Consider the following 25671-nt stretch of genomic DNA (forward strand, 5'->3'; position numbering starts at 1 on the left):
GCGTCGGACTCCGTTCACCCCCGTACCGGAGTCCGGCGCCGCACCGCGTGCGCCACCGGGCCGGCCGGAGCGTGTCCGGTGACCTGGCCTGACCTGACCTGGCGGACCTGGCGGACCTGGCGGACCTGGGTGACCGGGTGGCGGGGGGCCGGGGCGGCTCCGGGCGGCAGAGTTATCCACAGGCTGTGGATGAGCCTGGGTATGCCGCAAGCAAGTACCCGCGCGCCGCGCCCGGTTCGCGGGCCGGCGCGCTACGCCTCGACCCGCAGTTCGCGCAGGCCGCGCTGGACGAAGCCCGGCTTGCGGGGCGGCTCGGCCACGGCGCGCAGCCGGGGCGCGCGGCGCAGCAACTCCTCGAAGACGGCCCGCAGTTCGACGCGGGCCAGCGGCGCGCCGAGACAGTAGTGGATGCCCGCGCCGAAGGACAGGTGGGGGTTGTCCGTACGGGACAGGTCGAGCCGCGTCGGCGCGGCGAAGCGGGCCGGGTCGTGGTTGGCCGAGCCGAAGAGCAGGGCCACCTCGCTGCCGCGCGGGATGTGCGTGCCGCCCACCTCGATGTCGTCCAGCACCCAGCGCTCGAACAGGTGCAGCGGCCCGTCGTAGCGCAGCAACTCCTCGATCGCCGTGGGCAACAGCGTCGGTTCGGCGCGCAACGCGGCCAGTTGCTCCGGGTGTTGCAACAGGGTCCACCAACTGTTGCCCGTCGCGTTGACGCTCGCCTCGTGGCCGGCGTTGAGCAGCAGCACGCAGGTGGAGACCATCTCCTGTTCGGTCAGCCGGTCGTCCGCGTCATGGGCCGCGATCATGGCGCTGATCAGGTCGTCGCCGGGCGTCGCGCGCCGCGCGGCGATCAACTCCCGTAGGTAGGCGGAGAACTCGACGCTGGCGCGTACGGCGCGGCGGGCGGTCTCCGGGCTCGGGTTCAGCTCGTACATCGCGCAGATATCGGCCGACCAGGGGCGCAGCGGGCCACGGCCGGCGGGCGGCACGCCGAGGAGTTCGGCGATGACGGCCACCGGCAGCGGCTCGGCGACCTCGGCGATGAGGTCGCCGCCGCCGTCCGCGAGCAGCCCGTCCACCAGGCCGGCGGCCAGGCGCCGTACGACGGGTTCGAGCCGGTCCACGGTGCGGGGCGTGAACGCCTGCGAGACCAGGCGGCGGACGCGCGGGTGCGCCGGCGGCTCCAGGTCGAGCAGCCCGTTGCCGTCGAGCGTCAAGAACGGCTCGTACTCGGGCGGCGGCGCCGGGCGGCCGAACTCCTCGTGGCTGAACCGGTGGATATAGCTACGCCCGAGCCGCCGGTCGGTGAGCAGCGCCCGTACGTCGTCGTGGTGCGGGATCAGCCACTGGTCGGTCGGCGCGAAGTAGTGCGCCCGCCCGCGCTCCCGCAACTCCGCGTAGGCCGGGTACGGGTCGGCGGCGAATCGCGGGTCCCAGGGGTCGAAGGCCGCTGCTGCCTCGGTCATGCCCCCACTGTGCCGGACGGCCCGGGGCGCGACCAGGTGCCGGGCCGGGCCCGGCCGGGGCAGCACGTCGGACGGGCCGGTGGGGCGGGCCGCGCGCGGGTCGGGGCGCCGGGGCGGGGTCGGGATGGCGGAGGCCAGGGCGCCAGGGGCCGGGGTGGTCAGGACAGGCGGGTGATCTCCGCCAGGACGGTGCGGGCCGTCGTCGTGGCCGGGTCGATGGGCGGGAAGTGGCCGACGCCCTCGACGCGGACCAGCCGAACCCGCTGCCCGGCGCGGGCCGCCGCCGCCACGAACGCCTCCGCGACGGCGGGCGGTACGTCGATGTCCGCGCCGCCGTGCACCAGCGTGGTGGGCACGCCGCTCGGCACCAGGGCGGACGGGTCGGTGCAGGCCAGCCGGTGCGCGAGCAGCGCGGCGTGCTCGGCGGGGCCGGGGCCGGGCGTCGCGGGCGGATGGTGCGGGGCGAGCAGTTGGTCCACGGCGTGCGAGCAGACGCCGAGGGCGCGGGCCGTGCCGAAGTCGGCGATGGCGGCGAGGCCGACCACGCCGCGCAGTGCGGGCGGCGCCGGCAGCCGCCACCGGGAGCCGACCGGCAACCGGTGCCGCGCCGCCGCCCACAGCACGGCGTGCCCGCCGGCCGAGTGCCCGACGAGCACCGGCCGGTCGGCGTCCACGTCGGCCCAGCGGACCCGGCCGGCGGCCGGGCCGGACGGGCCGGCCGCGAGGCCGCGTACCAGGGCGGGCAGCGCGTCCAGCGCCGCCGCGATGTCGTCGAAGGTCTCCGGCCAGCGGCCGGCGCGCGGCTGCCCGGGCCCGGCGGCGCTCGCCGCCGGGCCGTCGGCGCGCGGGCCGCGCCGGTACTCGACCGACGCGACCGCGAGGCCGTAGCCGGCCAGGTAGGCGGCCAGCGGGGACAGGTGCCGCCGGTCGTACGGGGCGCGCCAGGCGCCGCCGTGGAACAGCACGACCAGCGGCACCGGCGGCGCCGCCCCGGGGGCGGGCGGCGCCGCGTCGGCGATGACGCGCGCGGCGGCCCCGGCCGGCGGGGCACCGCCACCGGCCCGGGACCCGGGCGCCGCCCAGGACCCGGGCACGGCCCGGGGATCGGACCCGGCCCGGGGCTCGGACCCGGCCTGGAGGTCGGGCACGGCCCGGGACTCGGGCAGGAAGAGGTCCACCACCTGGTCGGGGTGCGGCCCGTAGCCGACCGTGGCGGTCGGCGGTGTCTCGGCGTGGCCGAAGGCCGACGCCTCCTCCCGCTCCGCGCGCGTCATCGCGGGGTTCATGCGGCGCTCAGCACCTCCCCCAGCGCCCACGCGGCCCGCTCCACGTCGGCGTAGCCCGTGTACAGCGGCGTGAAGCCGAACCGCAGCACGTCGGGGCGGCGGTAGTCGATGACCACGCCACGGGCGAGCAGTCGCTCCGTCACCTCACCGGCGTCCGCGCAGCGCAGCGCGACCTGGCTGCCGCGCTCCGCGTGCGCCACCGGCGTCAGCGTCTCGACCGCGCCGGCCGGCACGTACGCCGCGACGCAGGTCAGGAAGAAGTCCGCGAGGTCGAGGCTCTTGGCCCGTACGGACTCGACGCTGACGCCCTGCCACGCGTCGAGGGCGCTCTCAAGCGCCAGCATCGACAGGATGTCCGGCGTGCCGACCCGGCCTCGGACGGCCCCGTCGGCCGGGGCGTACGCGCCGGCCATGGCGAAGGGGTCGGCGTGCGAGTTCCAGCCGGGCAGCGGGGAGTCGAAGCGCGGCTGGTGCCGGGCGGCGACGTACAGGTAGGCCGGCGCTCCGGGCCCGCCGTTGAGGTACTTGTACGTGCAGCCGACGGCCAGGTCGACGCCGTGCGCGTCCAGGTCGACCGGCAGCGCGCCCGCGCTGTGGCACAGGTCCCAGACGGCCACCGCCCCCACCGCGTGCAGGGCGGCGGTGGTGCCCGGCAGGTCGTGGAGCCGGCCGGTGCGGTAGTCGACGTGGTTGACCAGGGCCAGCGCGGTGCGCGGGGTGGCCTCGGTCGCGACGGCCTCGGCGGGCACGGCCCGCAGCGCGCAGCCGGTGAGCCGGGCCGCGGACTCGGCGATGTAGCCGTCTGTGGGGAACGTGCTCACGTCCACCAGGATCTCGTCCCGCCCGCCGGCCTGCGCCGCGTCGGCGCCCGCCGGCTCGGCGCCCTCGGCGCCACGGGCCAGCCGCACGCCCGCCACCACCGCCTTGAGGACGTTGACGCTGGTCGAGTCGCCGACCACGACCTGGCCCGGGGCGGCCCCGACGAGCGCGCCGACCCGGTCGCCGATCCGCTCCGGCGCGGTCCACCAGTGGTTGTCCGACCAGGAGTTGATCCGGTCGCGGCCCCACTCGCGCTCGATGACGTCGGCCATCCGGGCCGGCACGCCGCGCGGCAGCGCGCCGAGCGAGTTGCCGTCCAGGTAGACCGTGCCGTTCGGGTCGTCGACCGCGTCCACCACGAAGCGTTCGCGGGTCCCGGCCAGCGGGTCCTCGCGGTCGCGCCGGGCGGCCTCGGCCGCGTGCGCGCGCCCCGTGGCCGGGGCCGTGGCCGTGGCGGTGACGGTGGCGGTGGCCGGTGCGGCGGCTCCGGCCGTGGCGGGCGTCGCGCCCGGTGTCGCGGGCTCGGTCCGTGGGTGCTCAGACATAGCTGCGCGCCGTCCACAGCTCGGGGAAGACCTGCTTGCCGGCGCGCTTCTCCAGCCAGGCGACGCCCGCCGAACCGCCCGTTCCGGTCTTGGCGCCCATCGCGCGCCGGGTGGCTACCAGGTGGTCGTTGCGCCAGCGCCAGACCAGCTCCGCGACCTCCGTCAGCGCCTCGCCGAGCGCGACCAGGCCGCCACCCGCGCCGCCGACGGCGGCGGCCACGGCCACCGCCCGCGCGGCCTCCGGGGACTGCTCGCCCTTCTTCGGCCGCGCCTCATGCGCCGCCGCGTCCTCGTCGGTCGCGCTCGGGGCGCCGGCGCCGGAGTAGATGCGCTGCCAGGCCCGCTCGACGGCCGGGTGCGCCTCGTAGCGCTGGGTCACGTCGCGGTGCAGCACCTCGTCCGGGATGTCGAAGCCCTGTCGGGCGAGGTAGCGCACCACCTCGTCGTACAGGCTCGGCTCGGCCAGCGCCTTCTCCAGCTCGGCGTACTCGCGCGGCGCGCCACGGTGCGGGACCAGCATCGAGGCGGCCTTGTCGCCGAGCAGGAACTCCAGCCGGCGGAACATCGCCGACTGGAAGCCGGAGCCCTCGCCGAGCGCGCTGCGGTAGGCGTTGAACTCGCCCGGCGTCATGTGCGCGAGCGGCTTCCAGGAGGCGTTCAGCGACTCCAGCTCGTACGTGGAGCGCTTGAGGGCGGCCAGCGCGGTGGGCACGTCGTCCCGGCGCAGCGCGTCGGCCGCGGTCTGCCACTCGTGCGTGATGACGGTGAACCACAGCTCCATCACCTGGCTCGTGACCAGGAAGACCATCTCGCCCGGGTCGTCGGAGAGCGGGTGCTGGAGGTGGGTGAGCACGGACGCCTTGACGTAGTCGTCGTACGGCGTGGTGCCCTGGAAATCGAGGTTGGGAGTCTCGGGTTCGGTCTCGTTCGTACCGGAACGTCCAGTGTGCTGGGACATGGCGTCTCCTCAGTCCTGCTTCCGGGTAGCGGTCCGCCCCTTCCTGTTCGGCATCGGAGCCCCGGTCCCCTCTTGAACCCACGATCGCTGATCATCGGGTCCTGCGCGCATCATGCGGGGTGCGCGGCGCACACGGCAAGGGCCTGCCGGGTCGAGGTGCGCGACCGGCAGGCCCTGTATTCGGACACCCGTGATGGGTGAACGCCTGGGAATCTCGTCCCGTACGCCCGAACCGCCAACGGTTCAGGCGGCCCGGGTCAGCCCAGCTCAGCTCGCATCAGCTCAGCTCAGCGTGTCCGCCGCGGTCGGCGAGGAGTCGCGCAGGAAGGTCGAGCAGCGCTCGTACTCCTCCGTCTCGCCGATGGCCTGCGCGGCCCGCGCCAGCGCGTGCAGGGCGCGCAGGAAGCCACGGTTCGGCTCGTGCTCGAACGGCACCGGGCCGTGGCCCTTCCAGCCACTGCGGCGCAGCGCGTCCAGACCCCGGTGGTAGCCGGTGCGGGCGTACGCGTACGACTCGACGACGCGCCCCGCCCCGAACGCCTCGTCGGCGAGCTGGGCCCAGGCGAGCGAGGAGGCGGGGTACTTGGCGGCGACCTCGGCGGGCGCGGCGCCGCTGGCGAGCAGTTCGCGCGGCCCGGGGTCGTCGGGCAGGTGGGTCGGGGGCGGTCCCCCGAGCAGGTTCTCGTGAATGGCCATGGGTTCCAGTCTGCCGGACCGGGCGGCGCGGAGCCGCCACGCGGGTAGCGCCCGTGACTGGCCGATTTCCTACGCCGCCGACCCGCGCGGATATGGCCGGTATGTGCCCCTGCGGCCGGGCTGGTTCGTGCCCGCGTGGCCGGGTTGGTTCGTGCCCGCGTGGCCGGGTTGGTTCGGGCCCGCGTGGCCGGGTTGGTTCGTGGCCGTGCGGCCGGGCTAGTCGGAGCGCGCGGGGGGCTCGCCCGGGTCGAGCGGGGGCGCGGCCACGCCGCAGTGGTGGGCGCACTCGGGGTGGCAGGGCTCGGTCCCCGCCTGGCCCGCCGGGTGCTCCAGGGTGTCCGCGCGGACCGTCGCCCAGGCCAGCGCGGAGCCCAGCAGCAGCACGCCGGCGCACCAGGGCATCGCGCGCCGGAACGCCTCCTCGAACTCGTCCGCCGCGCGGTACGCCTCCGGGCCCATGCCCGCGAGCAGCGGCAGCGCGGCCACCGCGATCAGGCCCGCCGCCCGGGCCGCCGCGTTGTTGATGCCGCTGGCCAGGCCCGCCCGGCCGACGTCCACCGAGGCCAGCACCGTGGCGGTGAGCGGGGCCACCAGCGTCACCATGCCCGCGCCGAGCACCACCAGGGCGGGCAGCGCGTCGCGCCAGTACACCGCGTCCGGGCCGACCCGCATCATCAGCAGCATCCCCGCCGCGCACAGCAGTGGCCCGACCGTCAGCGGCAGCCGGGGACCGGTGCGCTGGGCCAGTTCGCCGGAGCGGGCCGAGAACAGCAGCATCAGCACCGTGGTCGGCAGCAGCGCGGCCCCCGCCTGGAGGGCCGAGTAGTCCACCACCACCTGGAGCTGCACCACCGAGAGGAAGAAGAACCCGCCGAAGGCCGCGTACACGCACAGCGTGACCAGGTTGATCGCGGTGAACTGTCGGATCGCGAACAGGCCCAGCGGAAGCATCGGCTCCGCCCGGTGTGCCTCCAGGTAGCAGAAGGCCGCCGCCAGCAGCAGCCCGCCCACGGCCGCCCCGACGACCAGCGGCGACGCCCCCGCGTCGGGGGCCGCGATCAGCGCGTACGTCACGGCGCCGAGCGCCAGCGCGCCCAGCGCGGCGCCGGCCACGTCGAACCGGCCGCCCGCCCGCGGGTCCCGGGACTCCGGCACGTGCCGCAGCGCGACCGGCACGCACACCGCGGCCAGCGGCACGTTGAGCAGGAACACCCAGCGCCAGCCGGGGCCGTCCACCAGCCAGCCGCCGACGAACGGGCCGACCGCCGCCGCCACGCCGCCGAGCCCCGACCAGGCGCCCACCGCCCGCGCCCGGTCCTCCTGCCGGAACGCGGACTGGATGAGCGCCAGCGAGCCCGGCGTGAGCAGCGCCCCGCCCACCCCTTGCAGCGCCCGCGCGCCGATCAGCACCTCGGCGCTGGGGGCCAGTCCGCACAGCAGCGAGGCCAGCGCGAACCAGACCACGCCGACGACGAAGACCCGCCGCCGCCCGTACCGGTCGCCCAGCGCCCCGCCGAGCAGGATCAGCGCGGCGAGGGTGAGCATGTACGCGTTGACGGTCCACTGGAGCCCGCCGAGGTCCGCGCCCAGGTCCTCGCCGATGCGCGGCAGCGCGACGTTGACGACGGTGCTGTCGAGCATGGCCATGCCGGAGCCGAGCACCGTGGTCAGCAGCACCCAGCGCCCGGTGGCCGTCCCCATCCCCACGGTCCCGGCGGGCTCGACCGGTTCCAGCGCGGGCTCGGGGCCGGGCTGCCCGGCAGCCGGTACGGGCTCGCGGCCGGACTCCGAGCCGGGGCCCGAGCCGGGGCCGGGGTCGGCGTCGGGCGGGGTGTCGGGGTCGGGCTCGGGGCCGGGGCGTCGCGGGTCCGTCATGCCTGCGATCTTCCGCGCCGGGGCACCGCCCGGCCACCCTGACACCCGGCCGCGCCGCGAACTCGCCACCGTGACGGCGCGCGCCCCCGTACGAGCGGCGCCCGCGCCCGAACGCCCGCCGCCCCACTCCCTCGTCACGCCAGCGGCCCGGCCTCCTCGCACGCGAAAAGCCCGGCCCCCGGCACGCCGAGGGGCCCGGCCCCTCCGCCTGGGCGAACCAGGGGAGGGCGCCGGGCCCCGGGAGGCAGCGCGCGGGAGCCGGGCCGGTGGCCGGCGGCCACGGGGGCCGGGGCCGCCGGGGGCCGGCGGTGCGGGGTTACTTCAGCTTCGTGCCGGTGGAGCGCAGGTCGGCGCACGCCTTGGTGACGCGGGCGGCCATGCCGGCCTCGGCGAGCTTGCCCCAGCTCCGCGGGTCGTAGGTCTTCTTGTTGCCGACCTCGCCGTCCACCTTGAGCACGCCGTCGTAGTTGCGGAACATGTGGTCCGCGACCGGGCGGGTGAAGGCGTACTGGGTGTCGGTGTCGAGGTTCATCTTCACGACGCCGTTGCCCAGCGCGGTGCGGATCTCCTCCTCCGTGGAGCCGGAGCCGCCGTGGAAGACGAAGTCGAACGGGTCGGCCTTGCCGGAGCTGGCGGCCAGGCCGTCCTGGAGGTCGCGGAGCAGCTCGGGGCGGAGCACGACGTTGCCCGGCTTGTAGACGCCGTGCACGTTGCCGAAGGAGGCGGCCAGCAGGTAGCGGCCGTTCTCGCCCAGGCCGAGGGCGGCGGCGGTCTTCTCCACGTCGGCGACGGAGGTGTACAGCTCGTCGTTGATCTCGTGCGTGACGCCGTCCTCCTCGCCACCGGTCGGGGTGATCTCGACCTCAAGGATGATCTTCGCCTTGACGGCCTCGGCGAGCAGCTCCTTGGCGATGGCCAGGTTCTCGTCCAGCTTCTCGGCGGAGCCGTCCCACATGTGGGACTGGAAGAGCGGGTTCTGACCGGCGGCGACGCGCTCCTGGGAGAGGGCGATCAGCGGCCGGACGAAGCCGTCCAGCTTGTCCTTCGGGCAGTGGTCGGTGTGCAGCGCGATGTTGACCGGGTACTTCTTGGCCACCACGTGCGCGAACTCGGCCAGCGCCACCGCGCCGGAGACCATGTCCTTGCTGTACTGACCGCCCAGGAACTCGGCGCCACCGGTGGAAACCTGGATGATGCCGTCGCTCTCGGCCTCGGCGAAGCCACGCAGTGCCGCGTGCAGGGTCTGCGTCGAGGTCACGTTGATTGCCGGGTAGGCGAACTTGCCTGCCTTCGCCCGGTCGAGCATCTCGTTGTAGACCTCGGGGGTTGCGATGGGCATGGGTCCGCTCCTTGTGAAGTGCCGGTTGCGTTGTGAATGCCCTGACCTAGGGGGCGACGTCATCGTCGCCCCCATCCTTCCAGACTCGTCCGGCTCGGCTCCACGGCGTGTCGCGCACTGGACGCCGAACGCGCCGAGGGCGGGGGCCGTTTCACGTGAAACGGCCCCCGCCCTCGACAAAAGCGCAGGTCAAGTGATCATTTACGGGCGTGCGACGGTCAGTCCAGACCCAGCTCCGCCAGCCCGTACGCCTGGTAGTACGGCAGGCCGGCGGCCTCGATCGCAGGCGCGGCGCCGCGCTCGACGATGACGGCCACGGCCACCACCTCGGCGCCCGCCTCGCGCGCCGCCTCGACGGCGGTCAGCGGGGAGCCGCCCGTGGTCGAGGTGTCCTCCACGATCAGCACGCGGCGGCCCGCGATGTCCGGGCCCTCGATACGCCGCTGGAGGCCGTGCGCCTTGTTGGCCTTGCGGACCACGAACGCGTCGAGGCGGCGGCCCCGCGCGGCGGCGGCGTGCATCATCGACGTCGCCACCGGGTCGGCGCCCAGCGTGAGCCCGCCCACCGCGTCGTACTCCAGGTCGGCGGTCAGGTCGAGCATGACCTGACCGGCCAGCGGCGCGGCCTCGCCATCCAGGGTGATCCGGCGCAGGTCGATGTAGAAATCGGCCTCGAGACCGGACGAAAGGGTCACCTTGCCGTGCACCACGGCCTTGTTCTTGATCTGCTCCAGGAGGGCATCACGCGCGTCGCTCATACGCACGAGGTTAGCCGTGTCCAGCGGCGACGCCCGCTGGTGGCCGGCTGGGGTCAGCCTCGCGGGGCCTGGCCGGCGCGGTCGACGGCGGCCTTGGCGAGGATCGCGGAGGTGCCGAGCACGGTTCCGGCCGGGCCCGCGTCGCCGGCCTCGGTGCTCACCGTGCGCTCGCCGAGGAACGCGTGGCTGGTCCGGTCGAAGATCCACTGCGTCTGCTGGCCACGCGCGGTGCGGGCCACGGCGACGCCCTCGCGCCCGGCCGCGTCCTTGGCCGTGCGGACCACCGTGACCCCGGGGATCCTCCCGGCCGCCCGGTAGAGCGCGGCGTTGACCTTCGGCGGCGCCCACGTCTCGGCCAACAGCTCGCCGATCGCGGTGAAGGCCCGCTGGTCCGGGTCCTGGCCCTGGCCACGGGTCTGCTGCCGGATCAGCTCCAGCAGGGCGACCGGATCGGTGGGCAGCGTGGCGACGTAGGTATGGGTCGGGTTGGTCACCGACGGGCCGGAACCGGTCGCGCTCGGCCGGGGCGTCGCCCCGGGACGGTCGACGGTGTACACCGGCGCGTCGTCACCCAGCGTGCTGTCGGGCTTGCCCGCCTCGCGCAGCAGGCCCGGGCGGCTGCCGTCGGCGGCCAGCCACACCTGCCGGGTGTGCGCGGGCGGCAGCGTCACCGAACCGCCGCCGGCGCTGCGCCCCGCGTAGGCGACCTTGCTCCTGACGTACACGAACTGGTCGGCGCCGACCTCGGGTCGCTCGCCCTCGGCGGCGGCGAGCGCGACGCGGTCCAGCAGACGGGTCGCCTCGGGCGTCTCCTGGGCCTCGACCCGGGTGCCGTCGCGCGGCTCGTCGTCCGTGGACGACAGGTTCACCGCGACGATGGCGCCGGCCACGGCGCAGGCCAGGGCCGGCGCCACGAAGCGGACCTGGAAGCGGCGCCGTGCGGGGCGGGCCGCACGGGCCGTGCGAGCCGTACGGCCGAGGCCGCCGCGCGCGGCGGCCGGCTCCTCGCGGGCGGCCTCGCGGAGCACGGCCTGCCGCAGCGCGCGCTCGCGCTCCGGGGCCAGGTCGGGGACGGACGGCGGGGGCAGCAGCGCGGTCATCTCCTGCCGCTCGGCCTCCTCGGGCCGGTCCGGCGTACGGCGTCGCGGGGTGACGTTCATCCGTGGTTCTCCTGGGTCAGCGACGGGGCCACGGAGAAGCGGCCCGGCGGGGGCGAGTCGGGGGAGGGTGCGGGGGCCGGCGTCGCCGGGGCGGGGCCGGGGCCGGAGACGACGGTCGGCCACCGGGTGGCGGCCGGTGACGTCCGCGGGCCCTGCGGGGGCGGCCCGCCGGGCGTGGGCGGCGGTGCCTGCGGAGCCGTGGCCTGACGGCCCTCGCGGCCCTGACTGTCCTTACGGTCCTGGCTGTCCTCACGGCCCGCGCGGGTCTCGGCGGTCGCCAGTTCGCGCAGCCGGCCACGGGCGCGGGACAGCCGCGAGCGGACGGTGCCGACCGGCACGCCGAGCACCTCGGCCGCCGTGGCGTAGTCCAGGCCGGCCCAGACGACCAGCGTGAACACCTCGCGGTCGCGGCGGCGCAGCTTGCCGAGGGCGATGCGGGCGACCCGCAGTTGCTCGGTGTCCGCGAGGTGCGCGACGAGGTCGTCCACGAAGTCCGGGACCGCGCCGCGCTCCGGGACCCGGGCGAGCGCCACGTCGCGGCGGCGACGGGCCCGGGCGTCGCGGCGCATGACGTTGGTCGCGATGCCCAGCAGCCACGGGCGCAGGCTCTCCTCGCCCGGGCGCACCTTCTCCCGGCCGCGCCACGCCTCCAGGAACGTGGTCGACACGACGTCCTCGGCCTCCGCCCAGTCGCCGGTCACCCGCAGGGCGTACCGGTACAGCACCTGGGCGTGCTCGTCGTAGAGCTCCCCCAGGGCGTCGCGGTCCCCGCTACGGAAGCGATGTCTCATGAGTGATTCCACACTGAGCACTGCCTCCCGCGCCGCCCCGGTTCCGGTGACCTGCGCCACAGGCCGCGCCCCGCCCGGCGGAGAGTGACGCGGGTCATGGGAACTCCGGCGCGCGGACGCGCAGTGCTGATCATGACTACTTCTCCGTTGCCCCCATCCCCCCGGATGCCCCGCCGAACCGCCCTGCGGGCGCTGGCCGTGGCCGCCACCGTCGTCGCCGGCACCCTGCCCACCTGGAACGCCTCGGCCTCCGAGACCGCGCCCGCCGGCCGGGCCGCCATCACCGCCGAGCAGCCGACGTACACCCTCACCATCCACCACATCGGCCGCGACGGGCGCCCCTCGAAGTTCTACAAGACCACCCTCACCGAGTTCGCCGGGGAGGGCACGAGGCACGGCTTCGAGGCGGAGGGGGACACCGGCGTCACCACCGTACGGCTGCCCAAGGGCCGGTACCTGCTCGCCGCCATGGTGTGGAGCGGCATCTCGTCGGAGGGCACGGACTGGCTGGTGCAGCCGAGGCTCGACCTCGACCACGACACGTCCATCACGGTCGACGCCCGGAACGCCAAGCTGGTCGACGTGCGACCCCCGGACAGCACGGCCGACTTCCGGCTCGGCAACATGGGGCTGTCGGCCGAGTACGACGGCGTCGTCCGGGAGACCAACATGGCCATCGCGACGCCCACCCTGCGCGTCGCCCACCTGGGTCCGGCCGCCGAGGCCGGCTCGGTCAAGACGTGGTACGACTCGTACTGGGCCACCAAGCAGCACAGCTACGCGCTGGGCAACGTCGTCACCGGCGACCGCGCGCCGACCGGGCTCTACCGCCGCCCGGCCGCCAAGGACCTGGGCGAGATCAAGATCCGCGGCGCCGCCCGCCCGGGCACCGAGGGCACGTCCGTGCTGAACGTCTCGCCCAGCACCGACCTGTCCACCGCATTCCCGCTGCCGGTGCCCGCCCCCGGCACCACCAGCCTCCTCGTCGAACCGGCGCGCGGGCCCTACGACATCGGCTACACCACCCCCCGCGACGAGGAGGGCCAGGGCGGAGCCACGTACGAGGCCCAGAACGTCACCACCCGGCCCGGCCACACCACCACGCGCACCTTCAACAACGCCGTCTTCGGCCCCAGCCTCCCGGGCGGCGCCGGCGTCGTACGGGACGGCAACCGCCTCACCGTCGACGTCCCGCTGCTCACCGACGGCGAGGGCCACGCGCCATCCACCCCGGAGTACGACACGGCGCGGACCACGCTGTACCGCGACGGGAAGCGCGTGAAGACCGTGACGGGCGAGCCCGGCCAGGCCACCTTCGACGTGCCGGCCGACCGGGCCACCTACCGCGTCACGGCCACCGCGCGGCGCACCGGAGCGCCCGGCGCCGCCACCACCGTGACCGCGTCGTGGACCTTCGCCTCCCGGCAGACCAACGGCAGGGTCGCGGTGCCGGTGAGCGCGGTGCGGTTCACGCCGACGCTCGACCTGACCGGTGCCGCGCCGGCCGACACGGCGCTGCGCGTCCCGGTCGCCGTACAGGGCGCCGCCACGGGCCACACGCGCGCGCTTGAGGTCGCGTACTCGGTCGACGGCGGCACGTCCTGGCAGCGGACCGCGGTGGTACGCGGCGTCGCGACCATCCCGGCCCAGCGGTCCGGCACCAGCGTCTCGCTCCGCGCCAGGCTGACCGACACCGCGGGCAACACGCTCACCCAGACCGCGATCGGCGCCTACCGCACGCGGTGACCCACCCGGCCCGGCCGGCCGCCGCCCCCGCGCGGCGCCCGGCCGGGCCGGCACCCCGCGCGGCGGGGCCGGCCGGGGTCCGGGGCCGGGTCACGTGGTTCAGAACCGCTTCCAGCGCCAGGTCGTCGAGACCTCCAGCGGGTCGATGGGCGTCACCAGGCGCGGCACCGTGTTGAGGCCGTTCGGCGGGCCCGACTGCGGCTCCACGCACACCGCCTCCTCCTGCTCGTCGTAGACCACCACCCACTGCGCCCCGCTGGTGATGGTCAGCTCCAACTGGGTGGGCCAGGTCAGCGTGACGTCCACGCCGTCCGGCATCCCGAAGCAGTCGTCCCACGGGCCGGGCCCGGGCTCGACGCGCCGCCCGGTGGGCAGGTGGTCCACGCCCCGCTCCTCCTGCCACGCGGGGTCGAACGCGATCTGCACCGGCGCGCCGGTCGGGCCGAGCTGGCGCAGGAACCACGGGTGCCAGCCGGCCTGCGCGGGGAAGGAGTCGCCGCGCGACTCGACGCCCATCGTCAACGTCAGCGCGTCGTCGGTCAGTTCGAAGGTCTGGGTGACGCGCCCGCGGTACGGCCAGGGGTCGGTCAGGTCGCAGTAGAAGGTGGCGGACTGGTCGTCGACCGTCGCGGTGCGCCAGGGCTGGTCGCGGACCGTACCGTGAATGGCGTGCGGCGTCGCGTTGATCGGCATCTGGTGCCGTACGCCACCGCTACGGGCCGCCCCGTCGCCCCCGCCCGGCGCGGTGACGAAGCTGCGGAACTGGCCCAGCTCGATCCGCCCGCACCAGGGCGCCATCGGGAAGGAGCCGTACCGGTCGCCCTGGCGCAACACCTCCAGGTCGTTGATGATCAGCGAGCTGATGCGGCAGCCGTCCTCCGGACGGATCGTCAACTCCGCGAATCCGGGTGCCACCAGCCGTACGTCGCGCGCCCCCGGGGCGCCATCCGTGGTCTCTTGGGTGCTCACCCCGCCGACCCTAACGGCGCTCCCGGGCCCGCGTCCCGCTGCCCACCGCGTGCCGCGCCACCTGGGTCGCCCGGCGTCATTCCGCCCCCCGCCGACGCCCGCCCGCTCCGGCGCACGCCCCCACGGCCCGCCCGGGCGGCGACCCCCGCCCGGGCGCCGTCTCGGACGCCGGTACGGCCCTACCTGCGGCGGCGCAGCACGCGGCCCACGACGACCGCCGAGGCGAGCACGGCCGCCGCGGCGGGCGCGGCCCAGCGCAGGGTGGCCACGGTGGACGCGGTCTCGGGCGCGGGCACCGGCGCGTACCGGCCGCGCGGCGGCGCGTGGTCCACCTCCTCGGCGCTTCGGCCGATCATCGTGCGCCGCGCGTGCGCCGCCTCGGCCGGCGGCACCTCCGCCGCCGCCGCCGAGCCACCGAGCGCGTCCGGCTCCAGCGAGGACGGCGGTACCTCGGTCTCGAAGAGCGAGGACGCGGTCGCGTCGGCGGGCTGCTCGACCACGCCGGCGTCCCCGCTCACGGCGTCCCCGCTCACGTCGTCCTGGGACAGCTCGTCCGCGGTCGCGTCGTCCCCGGGCAGGTCGTCCCCTGGCGCGTCACCGCTGGCCGCGTCATCCCGCGACACGTCGTCCGGCTTACCGCCCGGCGCGGCGGCGGGTGCCCCCTCCGCCGACCCGGGCGATCCGGCCGGTCCGTCCGGCGCGCCGGCCTCGGCCTCCCCGTCCGCGTCCGCGTCCGTGTCAGCCGTAGCGCCGGCCTCGGTCGCGTCGTCGGCCGTCGCCGGTGCGGTCGGGGTCGGTTCGGCCGCCAGGTCCGCGGCCAACTCCTCGGCGAACCGGTCGAGGAGGCGGCGGGCCGCCGAGGCCACCGTCTCCGCGTCGAACTCGGTCAGCCGGCCCTCGCCGTCCGTCAGCTCGACCTCGCCGGCGCAGCGCAGCGTGGTGCCGCCGTCAGTCGCCTGCGGGGCCACGGCCAGGGTCACCGTCACGCCGGCGCCGCCGCGCGACTCGGCGCCGTCGCCCGCGTACTCGACCCGGTCGCCGTGCTCGGCGATGTGCAGCACGCCCCGGTAGGTGATGGAGGAGCCACCGATGCGCAGCCGCAGCCGGCCGGCGATGGCGTCTGAGCCGGCGTCATCGTCCTGCTGGAGCCCGGGCAGGCAGCGGGCGATGCGCGCGGGCTCGGTGAGCGCGCGCCGTACGTCGTCTACGGGAACCGGGACGAACACCTCATGCTCCATGACCCCCGAGCGTACTCACCGCGTCCGGGATCAGACATCGTCGCGTCCACATTCACCGCGCCGCGTCGCCACCCCGACCACCCCGCCATGGACGCACCGTCACGGACACGGCCCCGACCACCACCGTAAGTGACATGGCTACGACAATCACACCCGGGCCGACCCCGTCCACCGCCCGCCCCCAGCCGGCCCCAACATCCTCGCGCCAGCGCGGGTCCCCGCCTCAGCCCGTCCCGTAGCGCGGGTGCGTCAGTGTGGAGGTGGGCGCGCCCGGCCGGTGCCGGCGTTCCGCCTGTCGGTGCGCGGCGCGCAGCGCCCGGGGGGTGAGCGAGCGCAGCGCGGGCCGCGCCGCGGGCAGTCGCAGCTTTGGCCGGTCGCGGGCGGCCAGCACGAAGCCCCAGTCACCGGACGGGCCCGACCCGCGCTCGCCGCCGCCTGACCGCTCCGGGTCGCGCGCGAGGCGCCCGACCACGCCGTACGGGACCGTGCGCAGCCCGACGGAGCGCACCGTCGCGTCGACCGTCCAGTACGCCCGCGGGCGCCCGTCGAGCGGCCCCGCGTGTACGGCGAGCCGCGCGTCGGGCCGCATCACCCGGCGCACGAGGCCGTAGAACTCCTGCGAGTAGAGCTTGGTACTGGCCGTCAGGCCCGGGTCGGGCAGGTCGGAGAGGACCACGTCGTAGCCGCCGCCCGGTTGGCCGCCGGGGCTCGGGCCGCCGGGCCGGCCGCGCTCGCGCAGCCAGCCGAAGGCGTCCGCCCGCACCACCCGCACCCGCGGGTCATCGAGCGCGCGCTGGTTGAGCCGGCTGAGCCCGGGGTCCGTGCGCGCCAGCTCCACCACCTCGCCGTCGACTTCGACCACCGTCACCGTGCGCACTCCGGGGTAGCGCAGCACCTCGCGCAGGGCGAGCCCGTCACCACCGCCGAGGACGAGCACCCGCGCGTGCGGGCCGGCCATCGCCGGGTGGACCAGGGCCTCGTGGTAGCGGAACTCGTCGCGCGCGCTCACCCGCAACTCGCCGTCGAGGTACAGGGCGAGCGGCGCCCCGGCCGAGCCGGCCCCGGCCCCGCCCGTGATGACGACCTCCTGCACGTCCGTGTGGACGGCCACCCGCACGTCGGGCCCGTACACCGCGCGCCGCGCCGCGCCCTCGAACGGTTCGGTCAGCACCGCGCCGCTGGCCAACAGGAGCAGCACCAGGCCGTTCGCGGCGATCAGCGTGCCGCGCTGGCGCGGCGACAGGTCGCGCCGGAAGACCCACAGCACCAGCGCCCCGCCCACGACGACGTTGACCGCGCCGGTCAGCAGGGCGCCGAGTAACTGGCCGAACCGTGGCAACAGCAGGAAGGGGAAGGCCAGTCCGCCGACGAGCGCGCCGACGTAGTCCGCGGCGAACAGGTCGGCGACCGCCCCGCCCGCGTCCTGCCGCCGCACCCGCTGGATCAGCGTCATCAGCAGCGGCACCTCGGCGCCGATCAGCACGCCGATGGCCAACGAGAAGCCGACGATGGCCCACCGGGTGTCCCCGTACCACGCGAAGCACGCGTACAGCGCCATCGCCGACGCCCCGCCGACCAGCGCGAGCAGCGCCTCGACGACCCCGAACGCCAACGCCGCCCGCACCCGCAGCCGCTTGGCCAGCAGCGAGCCCGTGCCCATCGCGAAGACCATGACGGACAGCACGACGGACGCCTGGGTGACCGAGTCACCCGTCAAGTACGAGGCGAGCGCGACGAGTTCGAGTTCGTACACGAGACCGCAGGCCGCGCAGACGAACACGGTGGCCAGGACGGCGAACCGCCCGGCCGGGGCCGGCACCCGGGACGGCCCCGCGGGCCCCGTCGGCGATTCCTCGGCAACGGACACAAGGGGCACCGGCGGGTCGATCATGGGGTGAACGTTACGTGACCCCCGTCTCACCATCGGTCACTCACACGGGGGGAATGCATCGCATTTCAGGGCATTCGCGGTTCAACCGCGCCTCCCGCGGGCACCGTTGAGCGCCCCGCGCGCGACTACAGCGCCGCCACCACGCGCGCGCCCAGCCGCGTGCGCGTGGCCACCAGGCACCCCTCCTGCGGGTACGCGTGCCAGGTGCGCCAGCCGATCTGCCCCTCCTGCCGGTGGGCGAGCATGGCCGTGAACGCGTGCGGGCTGCCCGGGAAGGTGCCGGCGAGGCCGTGCGGGTGGTCGGCGACCAGCGCCAGCAACTCCTGCGCGCGCCCCGCGAAGGAGCCGCGCGAGAGGGTCTCGATGCGCGCCGCGAACTCGTACTCCCGCCCTTCGAGCAGCTTGGACACGCCGAGCGGGAGGGGGGTACTACTTCCGGGCATGCACGCCACCGTCTCCGAACAACGCCCGTCACGGCCCTCCAGGAGGACTTGGTGCGAGGCGCCGAGCAGCCGTAACTGCACGGCGGCGGAGCCGAGTTGCAGGTCGAGGACGGCGAGCGCGGGCTGCGGTTCGCGGCCCAGGCACCAGGCGAGGTCGGAGGCACGGGTATCGGTGTAGGAAGTCTTGAGGATCGTGAGCATGGGTCGGCTCCGGAAGCACGCAGTGGAAGATGGGCCGGCCCTTATCCCCCATAAGGCAACCCCCATCCCGAGGGGACCAGGGGGTCACTATGCGCCGGCTGCTGACCACGTGGGGTCCGTGGGGTCCATAGGGTCCGAGAGACACGGAATCATGAAATGCGTGGCGGCACAGCCTTTTTACCCATCTTCACCAGGTTTCCATCCCCCCGAGCGCCCCCCAGATCAATTGTTCAACGTTTGAGCGCCCGACGGGCCTCAGCCCGCCGGGCGCATATGCAAAACCAGCACGAGCCAGCCGCATTTCCGGCTTTTAGCAGCCACCGCCCCCGCCGCCGCAACCCCCTCCGCCACCACCGCCACCGCAGGACGAGCCCCCGCCACACGAGGACCCGCCACCGCACGAGGACCCGCCACCGCACGAGGCGCCGCCACCGCCCGAGGCGCCACCGCCACCCGACGAACCACCGCCGGCCCACCAACTCCCGCCGCCCCCACGGCGCTTCTTGCCGCCACCGGCCACCTTGCCCAACCAGGCGAGCACGATCGCCACCATCACCACGATGTACAGGAAGAGCGCGAATCCCATGCCCTCACGACCTTTCGTTCCCCGTTGTCCCCCGAAGCGAGGCGCGGCCGACGCGGGCGACCGGGAGGGCGCGGGCCCGAGTGACGCGCGGCGGCGGCCCTTCCCGGCCCCCGCTGGCGCGGCGCGTGCGCGCCGGGTGGGTCCCTCCCGGCGCCCCGCCCCCCCCCGTTGTCCCCCTTGATCCCCCGATATCCCCGTTGCCCCGTAGATCCCGCAGATTCTGTAGTTTCGGTAGATTCCAGCGTTTCTGTTGATTCCGGCGCTTCGCTCTTTATCGATGCCTGTGCAGTTATTGCTGGTGAGATCGTCCGCGAAACTCCGCACGCGATGGGTGCGCCGCACACACGGTGCGGCGCGACGAAGTCCGCAAAGCCCCCTCATGCGCTCCGGGGCGCTTGTCCCGCGTCGCGCCCGCGCGAACTCCCCGCGTGTACCGCTGTGATGCCCGGGGCCATTCCAGGCCAAAGCAGAGTTGAGCAAATCCAGAGGTTCGGCGGAGGATGTGACGTATGAAGCGACCTCCGCTCAACCGCCGCCTCGCCGAATTCGGAACGACGATCTTCGCCGAAATGGCAGCCCTCGCCATCCGAACCGGCTCCATCAACCTCGGTCAAGGCTCCCCCGACGTCGACGGTCCCGAGGAGGTCAGGGAGGCTGCCGTGCGCGCGCTGCGCGACGGGCGCGGCAACCAGTACCCCCCGGGCCCGGGCGTTCCCGAACTGCGCGCGGCCGTCTGCGCGCACCAACAGCGTTGGTACGGCCTGGAGTACGACCCCGACCGCGAGGTCCTCATCACCGCCGGCGCCACCGAGGCGCTCGCCGCCTCGCTCATCGCACTCCTGGAACCGGGCGACGAGGTGGTCGCCCTGGAGCCCTACTACGACTCGTACGCGGCCGGCATCGCCATGGCCGGCGGCACCCGGGTCCCCGTCACGCTGCGCCCGGACCCCGAGGCGGGTCGCTACCGCCTCGACGTGGACGAACTGCGCGACGCCGTCACCGACAACACGCGGCTCATCCTCCTCAACACCCCGCACAACCCCACCGGCACCGTGCTCACGCGCGAGGAGCTGGCGGCGATCGCCACCATCGCCATCGAGCGCGACCTGTACGTGATCACGGACGAGGTCTACGAGCACCTCGTCTTCGACGACCACCAGCACATCCCGCTGGCGTCGCTGCCCGGCATGCGGGAGCGCACGGTGACCATCAGCTCCGCGGGCAAGACGTTCTCCTTCACCGGCTGGAAGGTCGGCTGGGTCACCGCGCCGCCGGACCTGCTGGCGGCGGTCCGCTCGGCCAAGCAGTACCTGACGTTCGTGGCCTCCGGCCCGTTCCAGCACGCCATCGCCGAGGCCCTGACCCTGCCCGACTCGTACTACGCCGGCCTGCGCGACGAGCTCGCCGTCAAGCGGGACCTGCTCGCGGACGGCCTGGCCACGGCGGGGTTCACCGTCTTCCGGCCGGCCGGCACGTACTTCATCACCACCGACATCCGCCCGCTGGGCCCGGAGATCTCCGCGGACGGCGACGGCCTGGCCTTCTGCCGCGGCCTCCCCGAGCGCTGCGGCCTGGTGGCCGTCCCCAACCAGTTCTTCTACGACAACCGCGAGGCGGGCGCGCCGTTCGTGCGCTTCGCGTTCTGCAAGCGGATGAGCGTGCTGGAGGAGGCGGTGGACCGCCTCAAGCAGCTGACCCCCTGACCCGCACGGCGCCCCCGCTCCACCGGATGCCGGGGCCGGGCCCGCGAGCCGGGCCCGGCCCCGTCACGCCCGGCTCACTTCTTCGGACTCACCCACGCACCTCAACCTGACCGAGGACGTCGCCATCGAGCGGCCGCGGCGATTCCCTGAGCTGGTCAGGGTCGGCATTGACGCGAGCCGTGGCGCGCCAGGACACGACGGCGCGATGCACAGCCTCCCCCGCCCCCAGCTCAGCGGCGTCGGACAGTGCTCCAAGAAGCTCGTCGGTGAAGGCTCGGGTTTCTTCCGCGTCCAAGTGCCGCGCCCAGGGGAACACCTCTGGCAGCGCGAGCTGGAGCGACCTGGCCCCGTCGTCCTGCTTCATCAGTGCCAGGAACAGCCGAGAGGCAGTCGTCAGGTTCTCCTCGGCGTGCTCCGCGCGCGCGACCGTCGTCAACATCATGTCGGGCGCGTCCCGATGCGTGACGCGAAGACGTCCCAGGGCCGCGGCCCTCGTCGCGACGCCCTTCGGGTTACGGGACAGATCGGTGAAGGAGACGGACTCTATCTCTGCCGCACGGTGCGCGATGGCCATGCTCAGAGTGTACTCAGACTGCACTCTGATTATTCGGAGTGCCGAGAAGTGGCCCAGCCAGCCCAGCCAGCCCCGCCCCCACCGCTCCTCCCGCGCGGCCCAAGCGCGCGGCGCGTGGCACGCGGCGTTCGCCCCGCCCTCCGCGCGCCCCGCACGCCCCCACATCTCGGCCAGAGTCCGCACAGCACCCCGCCCGAGCGCTGGCCGGGAGTGAGCCCCGGTTCGCCGGGGCGCCCCCGTGGCGCCCCGGCGTATGCCGGTGCGCGCCCCGTGCCCGCACCCGGGGGGCGCACGTTCGCCCGGCCGAGTGCGCCGGCTCGCTCCCACCCGTCGGTGCGAAGCGGGCCCCGCTGGGCCAGAACACGGGACACGCGGGTACCCGCCGAACGGGTGTGGAGGGGCGGCTCTGGGGCACTCGTGCCGCGCCCCGCACGTGCGGTGCGGGGCGGGGCGGCCGTCTTCGCGCCGGGGCCGCCGGTCCAGCGGCATACGCCAGCGGCGAAAGGAAGTAGACGTGCCGCGGGCGTGCGTCGTACGCCTGGGGCGCACTTGTCCGCACTGGCTTAGACGGGGGCGTACGCCGGGCGCGCTCCATGGGCGTACGGCGTCACATGATCGATCCGTAGGTCTCACAGCCGCCCCAGCCGACTCCTGTCGCCGCGTCGTGCGCAGCCGACACGCGCGCACAGCGGCCCCTCGGCAGCGCGCCCCGGGCCGGAGGGCCGCCGGGGCTGTCGGGGCTGTCGTAAGGGGGCAGGCCGGGGCAGCCGCGACGGGGGACGAACCCGTTCGGCCGTCTCCGGTCGCGGGCGCGGGCGCGGTGGCGCATCGTGAAGGAGGCCGGGCTCCCGCCTGCATTCCCGGGAGCCCGGCCTCCTTTATGCCCCGCTTCGGCCGTAAGGCCACCCGCTCGCGCCGTACGTCCCCGTGGCACGCGAAAGGCCCGGTGGGCGTCGGCCGCCTGGTGGGGCGGGCCGTGCTCACCGGGCCTCGTGTCGTCGCTCAGCCGTGCGCGCCCGGGCCGATGGGCTGTGCCAGCGGCGCCGGGTGGGCCGGCCTCGTGCGGGGGCGGGGCTACTCCGCGCCGGGGGCGGCGCCGTCGCCCGGCGTGCCCTCGATGTCGGCCTCCAGGCCGAGCTGCTCCACGAGCCACTTGTCGAACTCGATGGACGCCCGCACCCAGCTCACCGTCGAGGAGACGAAGTGCTCCAGGCTGACGCCGGTGCCGATCAGCATCTGCGCCTCGCCGATCAGCCGGACGCTGCCGTCGTCGTTCGTGTGGCTGTAGACCTTGGGCCACAGGGTGCGGCGGTTCCAGTCGTCGGTCAGCTCCAGGAGCTGGGCCTTGTTCTCCAGCTCGTGCGGCCGGTCGTAGAACGTGCGCACCGAGAAGACCTGCTGCTCTTCCTCGCCGCGGAACATGAAGTACGTGCGGAACTGCTCCCACGGAGCGGCGAGGTCACCCTCGTCGTCCACCACGTACTTCAGCTCCATCTGCTCAAGGAGCTGCTTGACCAGGTCCTGGTCGGGGAGGACCGGGCCGCTCGGCCCAGCCTCCTGAGGTTCGGGCTGGCCCCCGAAATTCGGAATCGAGGTCGGGTCGATGCTCACCGTGTTTTTCCCTTCGTACGGATTCCGCCATCCTCCCTCATCACCGCCCGGTCACCGCAACCCCGCACGCGCCACCGGCCCGGCTCGCCCCGGCAGCCGCGGGCCGGGCGATTCCGCTCAACCCGCGGCACACCCGGCGCCGGGCCGCCCGGACGGCCCGGCTCAGCCGGCTCAGCCGTCCGCGGCCGACCCGGCCGGCTCCGACGCGGCGGTCTGCCCGCCGGAGCTGGCCGAGACCGTCAGGCCGTCGGCGCCCAGCTCGTGGTCGACGCGCACGGTGTCGCCGTCGCGCACCTGGCCGGCGAGGATGGCCCGGGCGAGCTGGTCGCCGATCGCCGTCTGCACCAGCCGCCGCAGCGGCCTGGCCCCGTACGACAGGTCGGGGCCGCCGCCCGCCTCCGGCGCGTCGATCGTCGGCTCGTGGCCGAGCCTGGCCAGCCACTCCAGGGCCGCGTCCGAGACGTCGAGGACCAGCCTGCGGTCGGCAAGGCGGCGCTGGAGGTGGTCGATCTGCAGCTCGGCGATGCGGCGGAGCTGGCCCGTGCCGAGCGCGTGGAAGATCACGAGGTCGTCGAGCCGGTTCAGGAACTCGGGCCGGAACGAGGCCCGCACCGTCTCCAGCACCTTCTCCCGCTTCTGCTCCTCCTTCAGCAGCGGGTCCATCAGGAACGTCGAGCCGAGGTTGGAGGTGAGGATGAGGATGGTGTTGCGGAAGTCCACCGTGCGGCCCTGGCCGTCCGTCAACCGGCCGTCGTCCAGCACCTGGAGCAGGATGTCGAAGACCTCGTGGTGGGCCTTCTCCACCTCGTCCAGGAGCACCACCGAGTACGGGCGCCGGCGCACCGCCTCGGTGAGCTGGCCACCCTCCTCGTACCCGACGTAACCGGGCGGGGCGCCGACCAGGCGGGCCACCGAGTGCTTCTCGCCGTACTCGCTCATGTCGATGCGGACCATGGCCCGCTCGTCGTCGAAGAGGAAGTCCGCGAGCGCCTTGGCCAGCTCGGTCTTGCCGACGCCGGTCGGGCCGAGGAAGAGGAAGGAACCGGTGGGGCGGTCCGGGTCGGCGATGCCGGCGCGGGTGCGGCGCACGGCGTCGGAGACCGCCCGCACCGCCTCGTGCTGGCCGATCAGCCGCCGGCCCAACTCGTCCTCCATGCGCAGCAACTTCTGCGTCTCGCCCTCAAGCAGGCGGCCGGCCGGGATGCCGGTCCAGGAGGCGACGACGTCGGCGATGTCGTCCGGGCCGACCTCCTCCTTGACCATCTTGTCCCGGTCGCCCTTCCTGGCCTCCTCCTCCGCCTCCGCGGCGGCGGTCAACTCCCGCTCCACGGCCGGGATCTCGCCGTAGAGCAGCTTGGACGCGGCGTCGAAGTCGCCGTCGCGCTGCGCGCGTTCGGCCTGTCCGCGCAGGTCGTCCAGGCGCTCCTTCAGCTCACCGACCCGGTTCAGGCCCTGCTTCTCCTTCTCCCAGCGGGCGCCGAGGCCGCGCAGCTCCTCCTCCTTGTCGGCGAGGTCGCGGCGCAGCTTCTCCAGGCGCTGCTTGCTGGCCTCGTCCGACTCGTTCCTGAGGGCCAGCTCCTCCATCCGCAGCCGGTCCACGGCGCGCTGCAACTCGTCGATCTCGACGGGCGAGGAGTCGATCTCCATGCGCAGCCGGGACGCCGCCTCGTCCACCAGGTCGATGGCCTTGTCGGGCAGGAAGCGCGAGGTGATGTAGCGGTCGGACAGCGTCGCGGCGGCCACCAGCGCGGCGTCGGCGATCTGCACCTTGTGGTGCGCCTCGTACCGCCCCTTGAGCCCGCGCAGGATCGCGATCGAGTCCTCCACGGTCGGCTCGGCCACCAGCACCTGCTGGAAGCGGCGCTCCAGGGCCGGGTCCTTCTCGATCCGCTCCCGGTACTCGTCCAGGGTGGTCGCGCCGACCATCCGCAGCTCGCCACGGGCCAGCATGGGCTTGAGCATGTTGCCCGCGTCCATCGCGGAGTCGCCGCCGGCGCCCGCGCCGACTACGGTGTGCAGCTCGTCGATGAACGTGATGATCCGGCCCTCGCTGGACCTGATCTCCGCGAGCACGGTCTTCAACCGCTCCTCGAACTCGCCACGGTACTTCGCGCCGGCCACCATCGCGCCGAGGTCCAGCGAGACCAACCGCTTGTCCTTGAGCGACTCGGGCACGTCGCCCTTGACGACGCGCTGCGCGAGCCCCTCCACGACGGCGGTCTTGCCGACGCCCGGCTCGCCGATGAGCACCGGATTGTTCTTCGTACGCCGCGAGAGCACCTGCACCACGCGCCGGATCTCCTGGTCCCGGCCGATGACCGGGTCCAGCTTGCCGTCGCGCGCGGCGGCCGTGAGGTCCGTGCCGAACTTCTCCAGCGCCTTGTACGTGCCCTCCGGGTCCCGGCTGGTCACCCGCGTTCCGCCCCTGTTGGTCTCGAAGGCGTCGAGCAGCCGCTTGGCGCTCGCCCCCTGCTGGTTGAGGAGCTCCCCGCTCGGACCACCCTTGGCGGCGATGCCGATGAGCAGGTGCTCGGTGGAAATGTACGCGTCGCCGAGCTCCTTGGCCCGCTGGGACGCGTCGGCCAGCACGGCGAGCAGGTCCCGGCTCGGCTGCGGCGGCGCGACGGTGGAGCCCTGGGCGCTCGGCAACGCGGCGAGCTGCCGCTCGGCGCCGGAGCGCAGCGTGGCCGCGTCGGCCTCGGCGGCGGCGAGCAGGTCCATCAGGTTCTCGTTGTCCTGCCCGCTGAGCAGCGCCAGCAGCAGGTGGGCGGGGGTCAGATCGGCGTGCCCGCCCGCCACGGCACGCTCGTTGGCGGCGCTCAGCGCCTCCTGGCTCTTGTTGGTCAGCTCGGCATCCACGGTCGCGCTCCTCCTCGCTCCTCGACCACGGTCCCACCATCTTGCTTATTACAGCCTACGGTAAGTTGAGTCTATTCCACTCAACTTAGTTTTCTCTCGCTCCCATCAGCGCCGAGGCCCGCTCGCTGGGCCGCCACCGACCCGCCACCCGGCCACC

At 74.5% G+C, this 25671-nt stretch carries 20 protein-coding genes; 2 read left to right on the forward strand and 18 right to left on the reverse strand.

Annotated features, from left to right (window positions below; all coding sequences use genetic code 11):
- Positions 1-251: 251 nt before the first annotated feature.
- From H7H31_RS14780 to H7H31_RS33920, 10 genes are all read right to left on the reverse strand, one after another.
- The gene (locus H7H31_RS14780) at positions 252-1466 is read right to left on the reverse strand and encodes a cytochrome P450 (RefSeq protein WP_187061743.1); all 1215 of its coding nucleotides are present in this window, start codon (positions 1464-1466) and stop codon (positions 252-254) included.
- A 158-nt stretch (positions 1467-1624) separates the two neighbouring features.
- The gene (locus H7H31_RS14785; protein WP_187061744.1) at positions 1625-2752 is read right to left on the reverse strand and encodes an alpha/beta hydrolase family protein; all 1128 of its coding nucleotides are present in this window, start codon (positions 2750-2752) and stop codon (positions 1625-1627) included.
- Positions 2749-4116: a kynureninase gene (locus H7H31_RS14790; protein WP_187061745.1), complete on the reverse strand. Its 1368-nt coding sequence runs from the start codon at positions 4114-4116 to the stop codon at positions 2749-2751. Before H7H31_RS14790 ends, H7H31_RS14785 begins: the two co-directional genes overlap by 4 nt.
- The gene (locus tag H7H31_RS14795; RefSeq protein WP_187061746.1) at positions 4109-5074 is read right to left on the reverse strand and encodes a tryptophan 2,3-dioxygenase family protein; all 966 of its coding nucleotides are present in this window, start codon (positions 5072-5074) and stop codon (positions 4109-4111) included. The genes H7H31_RS14790 and H7H31_RS14795 overlap by 8 nt, the downstream gene beginning before the upstream one ends.
- 282 nt (positions 5075-5356) lie before the next feature.
- Positions 5357-5770 carry a DUF3151 domain-containing protein gene (locus H7H31_RS14800; protein ID WP_187061747.1) on the reverse strand — a complete coding sequence of 138 codons (414 nt, stop codon included), beginning with the start codon at positions 5768-5770 and terminating at the stop codon, positions 5357-5359.
- A gap of 216 nt (positions 5771-5986) precedes the next feature.
- Complete coding sequence (locus tag H7H31_RS14805; RefSeq protein WP_187061749.1) at positions 5987-7471, reverse strand: MFS transporter; 1485 nt, start codon at positions 7469-7471, stop codon at positions 5987-5989.
- 490 nt (positions 7472-7961) lie between these two features.
- The gene (fbaA, locus tag H7H31_RS14810) at positions 7962-8984 is read right to left on the reverse strand and encodes a class II fructose-bisphosphate aldolase (RefSeq protein ID WP_187059910.1); all 1023 of its coding nucleotides are present in this window, start codon (positions 8982-8984) and stop codon (positions 7962-7964) included.
- Positions 8985-9202: 218 nt separating this feature from the next.
- Positions 9203-9742: an orotate phosphoribosyltransferase gene (gene pyrE, locus H7H31_RS14815; protein WP_187059911.1), complete on the reverse strand. Its 540-nt coding sequence runs from the start codon at positions 9740-9742 to the stop codon at positions 9203-9205.
- Positions 9743-9795: 53 nt separating this feature from the next.
- Complete coding sequence (locus tag H7H31_RS14820) at positions 9796-10902, reverse strand: CU044_5270 family protein (RefSeq protein ID WP_187059912.1); 1107 nt, start codon at positions 10900-10902, stop codon at positions 9796-9798.
- Complete coding sequence (locus H7H31_RS33920) at positions 10899-11693, reverse strand: RNA polymerase sigma factor (RefSeq protein WP_232109856.1); 795 nt, start codon at positions 11691-11693, stop codon at positions 10899-10901. Before H7H31_RS33920 ends, H7H31_RS14820 begins: the two co-directional genes overlap by 4 nt.
- Before the next feature lie 165 nt (positions 11694-11858).
- On the opposite strand from H7H31_RS33920, the gene H7H31_RS14830 reads away from it, so the two are divergent.
- Positions 11859-13439: a serine protease gene (locus H7H31_RS14830; RefSeq protein WP_187060993.1), complete on the forward strand. Its 1581-nt coding sequence runs from the start codon at positions 11859-11861 to the stop codon at positions 13437-13439.
- A gap of 99 nt (positions 13440-13538) precedes the next feature.
- On the opposite strand, the gene H7H31_RS14835 is transcribed toward H7H31_RS14830, so the two are convergent.
- From H7H31_RS14835 to H7H31_RS14855, 5 genes are all read right to left on the reverse strand, one after another.
- Complete coding sequence (locus H7H31_RS14835) at positions 13539-14408, reverse strand: aldose epimerase family protein (protein ID WP_187060994.1); 870 nt, start codon at positions 14406-14408, stop codon at positions 13539-13541.
- A gap of 179 nt (positions 14409-14587) precedes the next feature.
- Entirely contained in the window at positions 14588-15646 is a 1059-nt protein-coding gene (locus H7H31_RS14840; protein ID WP_187060995.1) for a CoxG family protein, read from the reverse strand.
- 223 nt (positions 15647-15869) lie between these two features.
- Positions 15870-17537 carry a polyamine aminopropyltransferase gene (locus tag H7H31_RS14845; RefSeq protein ID WP_187060996.1) on the reverse strand — a complete coding sequence of 556 codons (1668 nt, stop codon included), beginning with the start codon at positions 17535-17537 and terminating at the stop codon, positions 15870-15872.
- A gap of 125 nt (positions 17538-17662) precedes the next feature.
- A complete protein-coding gene (locus H7H31_RS14850) occupies positions 17663-18181 on the reverse strand; it encodes a DUF2617 family protein (protein WP_187060997.1) in 519 nt (172 codons plus the stop codon).
- A 310-nt stretch (positions 18182-18491) separates the two neighbouring features.
- Positions 18492-18767, reverse strand: a complete 276-nt coding sequence (locus H7H31_RS14855) for a hypothetical protein (protein ID WP_187060998.1) — start codon at positions 18765-18767, stop codon at positions 18492-18494.
- Positions 18768-19276: 509 nt separating this feature from the next.
- On the opposite strand from H7H31_RS14855, the gene H7H31_RS14860 reads away from it, so the two are divergent.
- On the forward strand, positions 19277-20470 hold the full coding sequence (locus H7H31_RS14860; protein WP_187060687.1) for a pyridoxal phosphate-dependent aminotransferase: 1194 nt from the start codon (positions 19277-19279) through the stop codon (positions 20468-20470).
- 88 nt (positions 20471-20558) lie between these two features.
- Here the strand turns inward: H7H31_RS14860 and H7H31_RS14865 are convergent, their stop codons facing one another.
- From H7H31_RS14865 to clpB, 3 genes are all read right to left on the reverse strand, one after another.
- Positions 20559-21044 (reverse strand): prevent-host-death family protein, encoded by a 486-nt coding sequence (locus tag H7H31_RS14865; protein ID WP_187060688.1) that lies wholly within the window; start codon positions 21042-21044, stop codon positions 20559-20561.
- 1074 nt (positions 21045-22118) lie between these two features.
- Complete coding sequence (locus H7H31_RS14870) at positions 22119-22655, reverse strand: type III secretion system chaperone family protein (RefSeq protein ID WP_176163136.1); 537 nt, start codon at positions 22653-22655, stop codon at positions 22119-22121.
- Positions 22656-22826: 171 nt separating this feature from the next.
- The gene (clpB, locus tag H7H31_RS14875; protein WP_187060689.1) at positions 22827-25514 is read right to left on the reverse strand and encodes an ATP-dependent chaperone ClpB; all 2688 of its coding nucleotides are present in this window, start codon (positions 25512-25514) and stop codon (positions 22827-22829) included.
- Between the last annotated feature and the right edge of the window lie 157 nt (positions 25515-25671).

This window comes from Streptomyces buecherae (genome assembly GCF_014295035.1).
GTDB lineage: Bacteria > Actinomycetota > Actinomycetes > Streptomycetales > Streptomycetaceae > Streptomyces > Streptomyces youssoufiensis.

Excerpts from the sequence above, each read along its gene's own strand:
- H7H31_RS14780 (WP_187061743.1), bottom strand. The coding sequence starts at position 1,466 with ATGACCGAGGCAGCAGCGGCCTTCGACCCCTGGGACCCGCGATTCGCC.
- H7H31_RS14785 (WP_187061744.1), bottom strand. The coding sequence starts at position 2,752 with ATGAACCCCGCGATGACGCGCGCGGAGCGGGAGGAGGCGTCGGCCTTC.
- H7H31_RS14790 (WP_187061745.1), bottom strand. The coding sequence starts at position 4,116 with ATGTCTGAGCACCCACGGACCGAGCCCGCGACACCGGGCGCGACGCCC.
- H7H31_RS14795 (WP_187061746.1), bottom strand. The coding sequence starts at position 5,074 with ATGTCCCAGCACACTGGACGTTCCGGTACGAACGAGACCGAACCCGAG.
- H7H31_RS14800 (WP_187061747.1), bottom strand. The coding sequence starts at position 5,770 with ATGGCCATTCACGAGAACCTGCTCGGGGGACCGCCCCCGACCCACCTG.
- H7H31_RS14805 (WP_187061749.1), bottom strand. The coding sequence starts at position 7,471 with ATGGGGACGGCCACCGGGCGCTGGGTGCTGCTGACCACGGTGCTCGGC.
- fbaA (WP_187059910.1), bottom strand. The coding sequence starts at position 8,984 with ATGCCCATCGCAACCCCCGAGGTCTACAACGAGATGCTCGACCGGGCG.
- pyrE (WP_187059911.1), bottom strand. The coding sequence starts at position 9,742 with ATGAGCGACGCGCGTGATGCCCTCCTGGAGCAGATCAAGAACAAGGCC.
- H7H31_RS14820 (WP_187059912.1), bottom strand. The coding sequence starts at position 10,902 with ATGAACGTCACCCCGCGACGCCGTACGCCGGACCGGCCCGAGGAGGCC.
- H7H31_RS33920 (WP_232109856.1), bottom strand. The coding sequence starts at position 11,693 with ATGAGACATCGCTTCCGTAGCGGGGACCGCGACGCCCTGGGGGAGCTC.
- H7H31_RS14830 (WP_187060993.1), top strand. The coding sequence starts at position 11,859 with ATGCCCCGCCGAACCGCCCTGCGGGCGCTGGCCGTGGCCGCCACCGTC.
- H7H31_RS14840 (WP_187060995.1), bottom strand. The coding sequence starts at position 15,646 with ATGGAGCATGAGGTGTTCGTCCCGGTTCCCGTAGACGACGTACGGCGC.
- H7H31_RS14845 (WP_187060996.1), bottom strand. The coding sequence starts at position 17,537 with ATGATCGACCCGCCGGTGCCCCTTGTGTCCGTTGCCGAGGAATCGCCG.
- H7H31_RS14850 (WP_187060997.1), bottom strand. The coding sequence starts at position 18,181 with ATGCTCACGATCCTCAAGACTTCCTACACCGATACCCGTGCCTCCGAC.
- H7H31_RS14855 (WP_187060998.1), bottom strand. The coding sequence starts at position 18,767 with ATGGGATTCGCGCTCTTCCTGTACATCGTGGTGATGGTGGCGATCGTG.
- H7H31_RS14860 (WP_187060687.1), top strand. The coding sequence starts at position 19,277 with ATGAAGCGACCTCCGCTCAACCGCCGCCTCGCCGAATTCGGAACGACG.
- H7H31_RS14865 (WP_187060688.1), bottom strand. The coding sequence starts at position 21,044 with ATGGCCATCGCGCACCGTGCGGCAGAGATAGAGTCCGTCTCCTTCACC.